The sequence below is a fragment of the Streptomyces sp. UH6 genome (assembly GCF_013421635.1).
Taxonomy (GTDB): domain Bacteria; phylum Actinomycetota; class Actinomycetes; order Streptomycetales; family Streptomycetaceae; genus Streptomyces; species Streptomyces abyssomicinicus.
In genome coordinates, this window is the sequence record NZ_JACADT010000360.1 from 1 (window position 1) to 5,321 (window position 5,321).

At 73.0% G+C, this 5,321-nt stretch carries 5 protein-coding genes and 1 pseudogene; all 6 read left to right on the forward strand.

The annotated features are described in order from the left end of the window. Positions 1–260: pseudogene (locus tag HW445_RS17580) on the forward strand (hypothetical protein); the annotation flags it as partial. 100 nt (positions 261–360) lie between these two features. Continuing rightward, positions 361–1,401 carry an N-acetyl-gamma-glutamyl-phosphate reductase gene (argC, locus tag HW445_RS17585; RefSeq protein WP_180221957.1) on the forward strand — a complete coding sequence of 347 codons (1,041 nt, stop codon included), beginning with the start codon at positions 361–363 and terminating at the stop codon, positions 1,399–1,401. Further along, on the forward strand, positions 1,398–2,549 hold the full coding sequence (gene argJ, locus HW445_RS17590) for a bifunctional glutamate N-acetyltransferase/amino-acid acetyltransferase ArgJ (protein ID WP_180221958.1): 1,152 nt from the start codon (positions 1,398–1,400) through the stop codon (positions 2,547–2,549). Before argC ends, argJ begins: the two co-directional genes overlap by 4 nt. Next, positions 2,546–3,490: an acetylglutamate kinase gene (gene argB, locus HW445_RS17595; protein WP_180221959.1), complete on the forward strand. Its 945-nt coding sequence runs from the start codon at positions 2,546–2,548 to the stop codon at positions 3,488–3,490. Before argJ ends, argB begins: the two co-directional genes overlap by 4 nt. Then, entirely contained in the window at positions 3,487–4,674 is a 1,188-nt protein-coding gene (locus HW445_RS17600; protein WP_180221960.1) for an acetylornithine transaminase, read from the forward strand. The genes argB and HW445_RS17600 overlap by 4 nt, the downstream gene beginning before the upstream one ends. A 34-nt stretch (positions 4,675–4,708) precedes the next feature. Then, positions 4,709–5,260 (forward strand): arginine repressor, encoded by a 552-nt coding sequence (locus HW445_RS17605; RefSeq protein WP_180221961.1) that lies wholly within the window; start codon positions 4,709–4,711, stop codon positions 5,258–5,260. Positions 5,261–5,321 lie beyond the last annotated feature (61 nt).

Sequence of the window (5,321 nt, forward strand, 5' to 3'; positions counted from 1 at the left end):
TGCGCCGCGGCGTGGCCCTCACCATGGCCTGCGGCGCGCTGCTCGTGGCCGGTGTGGCGGTCACCTGGTACGGGCCGGGGAAGGACAAGCCCCGCATCCTGGTGAGGACCCCGGCCGGCACCGAGTGCGGCACCCCAGGCCGCGCGGAGGGCGGCACGCTGGTCCTGAGGACGGAACTGGGCGAGGTGCGCGTGTCGCTGGCCGAGGCCACGGCGGTCACCGCGGTGGAGACCTGCCCGGGAGCCCCCGCCGCCAAGTGAGGCGGCCCCCTGGCCTGGGCCGGAGCCCGGGGCGCGCCCATGAGGGCATTGCATAAAAATGCGGGCCACCGTATAGTCGTGCCATCGATAGGGAGGACCCATGACGGTACGAGTGGCGGTTGCCGGAGCGAGTGGATACGCGGGCGGAGAGCTGCTGCGCCTGCTGCTCGCGCACCCCGAGGTGGAGATCGGCGCGCTGACCGGGAACTCCAACGCCGGACAGCGGCTCGGCGCGCTGCAGCCGCACCTGCTGCCGCTGGCCGACCGGGTGCTGGAGAAGACCACGCCCGAGGTGCTCGCCGGCCGGGACCGACGGCACGACGTGGTGTTCCTCGCGCTGCCGCACGGGCAGTCCGCGGCCGTGGCCGAGCAGCTCGGCCCCGACGTGCTGGTGATCGACATGGGCGCGGACTTCCGCCTCGCCGACGCCGCCGACTGGGAGGCCTTCTACGGCTCCCCGCACGCCGGCACCTGGCCGTACGGCCTTCCCGAACTGCCGGGCGCCCGCGCCGCGCTGGAGGGGTCCAAGCGCGTCGCGGTGCCCGGCTGCTACCCGACCGCCGTGTCGCTCGCGCTGTTCCCGGCCTACGCCGCCGGCCTGGCCGAGCCGGAGGCCGTGGTCGTCGCCGCGTCCGGCACCTCCGGCGCCGGCAAGGCCGCCAAGCCGCACCTGCTGGGCAGCGAGGTCATGGGGTCCATGTCGCCCTACGGCGTCGGCGGCGGCCACCGGCACACCCCGGAGATGATCCAGAACCTCAGCGCCGTCGCGGGGCAGCGGGTGGGCGTGTCGTTCACGCCGGTCCTCGCGCCCATGCCGCGGGGCATCCTCGCCACCTGCAGCGCCAAGGTGAAGCCGGGCGTCACCGCCGAGGACGTGCGGGACGCCTACGCCAAGGCGTACGCCGACGAGCCGTACGTCCACCTGCTGCCCGAGGGGCAGTGGCCGGCCACCGGCTCCGTCGTCGGCTCCAACGCCGTCCAGGTGCAGGTGGCCCACGACGCGGCCGCCGGCCGGGTCGTCGCCGTCGCCGCCATCGACAACCTCACCAAGGGCACCGCGGGCGGCGCGGTGCAGAGCATGAACATCGCACTGGGTCTGGACGAGACCACCGGACTTTCCACGATCGGAGTCGCACCGTGAGCGTCACGGCAGCCAAGGGATTCACGGCGGCGGGCATCGCCGCCGGGATCAAGGAGAACGGCAACCCCGACCTCGCGCTGGTCGTCAACAACGGCCCCCGCCTGGCCGCCGCCGGCGTCTTCACCTCCAACCGCGTCAAGGCCGCGCCGGTCCTGTGGTCCGAGCAGGTCCTCAAGGGCGGCGAGGTGTCCGCCGTGGTCCTCAACTCCGGCGGGGCCAACGCCTGCACCGGCCCCAAGGGATTCCAGGACACCCACGCCACCGCCGAGAAGGCCGCCGAGGTCCTCGGCCTGAACGCCGCCCAGGTCGCGGTCTGCTCGACCGGGCTGATCGGCGTCCTGCTGCCGATGGACAAGCTGCTGCCGGGCGTCGGCACGGCCGCCGCCCAGCTCTCCGAGCACGGCGGCGAGAAGGCGGCCATCGCCATCAAGACCACCGACAGCGTGCACAAGACCTCGGTCGTCGCCAAGGACGGCTGGACCGTCGGCGGCATGGCCAAGGGCGCGGGCATGCTCGCCCCCGGCCTGGCCACCATGCTCGTCGTGATCACCACCGACGCCGACCTGGAGCCCGCCGTCCTCGACACGGCGCTGCGCGACGCCACCCGCGTCACCTTCGACCGGGTCGACTCCGACGGCTGCATGTCGACCAACGACACCGTGCTGCTCCTCGCCTCCGGCGCGTCCGGGGTCACCCCGGACCGGCAGGAGTTCGCCGAGGCCGTCCGCGCGGTCTGCGACGACCTCGGCCAGCAGCTGATCCGCGACGCCGAGGGCGCCAGCAAGGACATCAAGGTGGAGGTCGTCAACGCCGCCTCCGAGGCCGACGCCGTCGAGGTGGGGCGCTCGATCGCCCGCAACAACCTCCTGAAGTGCGCCATCCACGGCGAGGACCCCAACTGGGGCCGCGTGCTCTCCGCCATCGGCACCACGAGCGCCGCGTTCGAGCCCGACCGGCTCAACGTCGCCATCAACGGCGTGTGGGTCTGCAAGGGCGGCGGCGTCGGCGAGGACCGCGAACTGGTCGACATGCGCTACCGCGAGGTGCACATCGTCGCCGACCTCTCGGCCGGCGACGAGACGGCCACCATCTGGACCAACGACCTCACCGCCGACTACGTCCACGAGAACAGCGCGTACTCCTCATGACGACGACCGGGAAGAACGGCAGCGGCCCCACGCGCCGGCACACCGCCCTGCCCAAGGCCCAGATCCTCATCGAGGCGCTGCCCTGGCTGACCCGCCACCGCGGGAAGACCGTCGTCATCAAGTTCGGCGGCAACGCCATGGTCGACGAGCAGCTCAAGGCCGCCTTCGCGCAGGACGTCGTCTTCCTGCACCACGCCGGGCTCAAGCCCGTCGTGGTGCACGGCGGCGGACCGCAGATCAGCGCCGCGCTGGACCGGCACGGCATCGTCAGCGAGTTCAAGGCCGGCCTGCGGGTCACCACCGAGGAGGCCATGGACGTCGTCCGGATGGTGCTCGCCGGGCAGGTCCAGCGCGAGCTGGTCGGCCTGCTGAACGAGCACGGCCCGCTCGCCGTCGGCCTGACCGGCGAGGACGCCCACACCCTCACCGCCACCAAGCACCTCGCCGAGATCGACGGCGAGTTCGTCGACATCGGCCGGGTCGGCGAGATCACCGCGATCGACACCGGCGCCATCGAGGCGCTGCTGGCCGACGGCCGGATCCCGGTCGTCTCGTCGATCGCCCGCTCCCAGGACGACGGACATGTCTACAACGTCAATGCTGATACGGCGGCTGCGGCACTCGCTGCGGCGCTCGACGCCGAGACGCTCATGGTCCTCACGGACGTCGAAGGGCTCTACGAGGACTGGCCCCACAGCGACGAGGTGATCAGCCGCCTCACCGCGAGCGAGCTCGAGAAACTCCTGCCGGAGCTGTCCTCCGGCATGGTGCCGAAGATGGAGGGCTGCCTGCACGCCGTGCGCAACGGCGTCGGCAACGCCCGCGTCATCGACGGCCGGGTCCAGCACTCGATCCTGCTGGAGATCTTCACCGACGAGGGGATCGGCACGATGGTCGTGCCCGACCGGCCCGCCGTCGCCGACGAGAAGGGGCAGTCGTGAGCAACGCCGAACTGACGGAGCGCTGGAACGGCGCCCTGATGGACAACTACGGCACCCCCCGCCTGCCGCTGGTCCGCGGCGAGGGCGCCAAGGTCTGGGACGCCGAGGGCAAGGAGTACCTCGACCTCGTCGGCGGCATCGCCGTCAACGCCCTGGGCCACGCCCACCCGGCGGTCGTGGAGGCGGTGTCCCGGCAGATCGCCTCACTGGGCCACGTCTCCAACCTGTTCGTCGCCGGGCCGCCCGTGGCGCTCGCCGAGCGGCTGCTGGAACTGTTCGGGCGGGACGGCAGGGTCTTCTTCTGCAACTCCGGCGCCGAGGCCAACGAGGCCGCCTTCAAGCTCGGCCGGCTCACCGGCCGCCGCCACGCCGTGGCCACCCAGGGCGGTTTCCACGGCCGCACCATGGGCGCGCTGGCCCTCACCGGTCAGCCCGGCAAGCAGGAACCGTTCCTCCCGCTCCCCGGCGACGTCACCCACGTCCCCTACGGCGACGCGCAGGCCCTGGCGGCCGCCGTCACCGACGAGACCGCCATCGTGGTCATCGAGCCGGTCCAGGGCGAGAACGGCGTGGTCGTGCCCCCGGCCGGCTACCTCAAGGCGGCCCGCGCCATCACCGCGGCGAGCGGCGCGCTGCTCGTGCTGGACGAGGTGCAGACCGGCGTCGGCCGCACCGGCAACTGGTTCGCCTACCAGGCCCACGAGGGCGTGCTGCCCGACGTGGTCACCCTCGCCAAGGGCATCGGAGGCGGTCTGCCGCTGGGCGTCACCGTCGCCTTCGGCCGCGCCGCCGAGCTGTTCCGGCCGGGCCACCACGGCACCACCTTCGGCGGCAACCCGGTCGCCTGCGCGGCCGGCCTCGCCGTCCTGGACACCATCGCGGACGACGGGCTGCTCGACAACGTCAAGCGGCAGGGCGAGCGGCTGGTCACCGGGATCGAGGCGCTGGACAGCACGCTGGTCTCCCACGTCCGGGGCGAGGGCCTGCTGCTGGGTATCGTGCTCACCGGGCCGCTCGCACCGCAGGTGCAGCAGGCGGCCCAGGAGGCCGGGTTCCTGGTGAACGCGCCCGCCCCCGACGTCGTGCGGCTGATGCCCCCGCTGACCCTCGCCGACGCGGAGACGGACGCCTTCCTCCAGGCGCTCCCCGGCATCCTCGCCACGGCCGATGCCACAGCCCGCTGAGGGCGGACGACCGGATCCGGAGACGTAGAACACGATGAGTCAGGCGCAGGACCACGAGCAGCAGGGCGGGCCCGCCGTGCCGCAGACCCGCACCGCACGGCACCGCCGGATCGTCGACATCCTCAACCGGCAGCCGGTGCGGTCGCAGAGCCAGCTGGCCAAGCTGCTCGCCGACGACGGACTGAGCGTCACCCAGGCGACGCTCTCCCGGGACCTCGACGAGCTGAACGCGGTGAAGATCCGCAACACCGACGGCGAGCTGATCTACGCGGTGCCCAGCGAGGGCGGCTTCCGCACGCCCCGGGCGCCGCTGGGGGAGTCCGCCAAGGAGGAGCGGATGCGGCGGCTCTCCGGCGAGCTGCTGATCTCGGCGGAGGCCTCCGCCAACCTCGTGGTCCTGCGCACCCCGCCCGGGGCCGCGCAGTTCCTCGCCTCGGCCATCGACCAGGCGGAGCTGCACGACATCCTCGGCACCATCGCGGGCGACGACACCCTGCTGCTGATCAGCCGCGAGGCGACCGGCGGCCAGGCGCTCGCCGACCACCTGCTGTCGCTGGCCCAGAACAGCCGCCGCACGACCCCGTGACGGCCGCCCGGCGGCGGCTCAGTAACGGGTGATCGCCGTCGGCCCGTCCGCGGTGCCGATG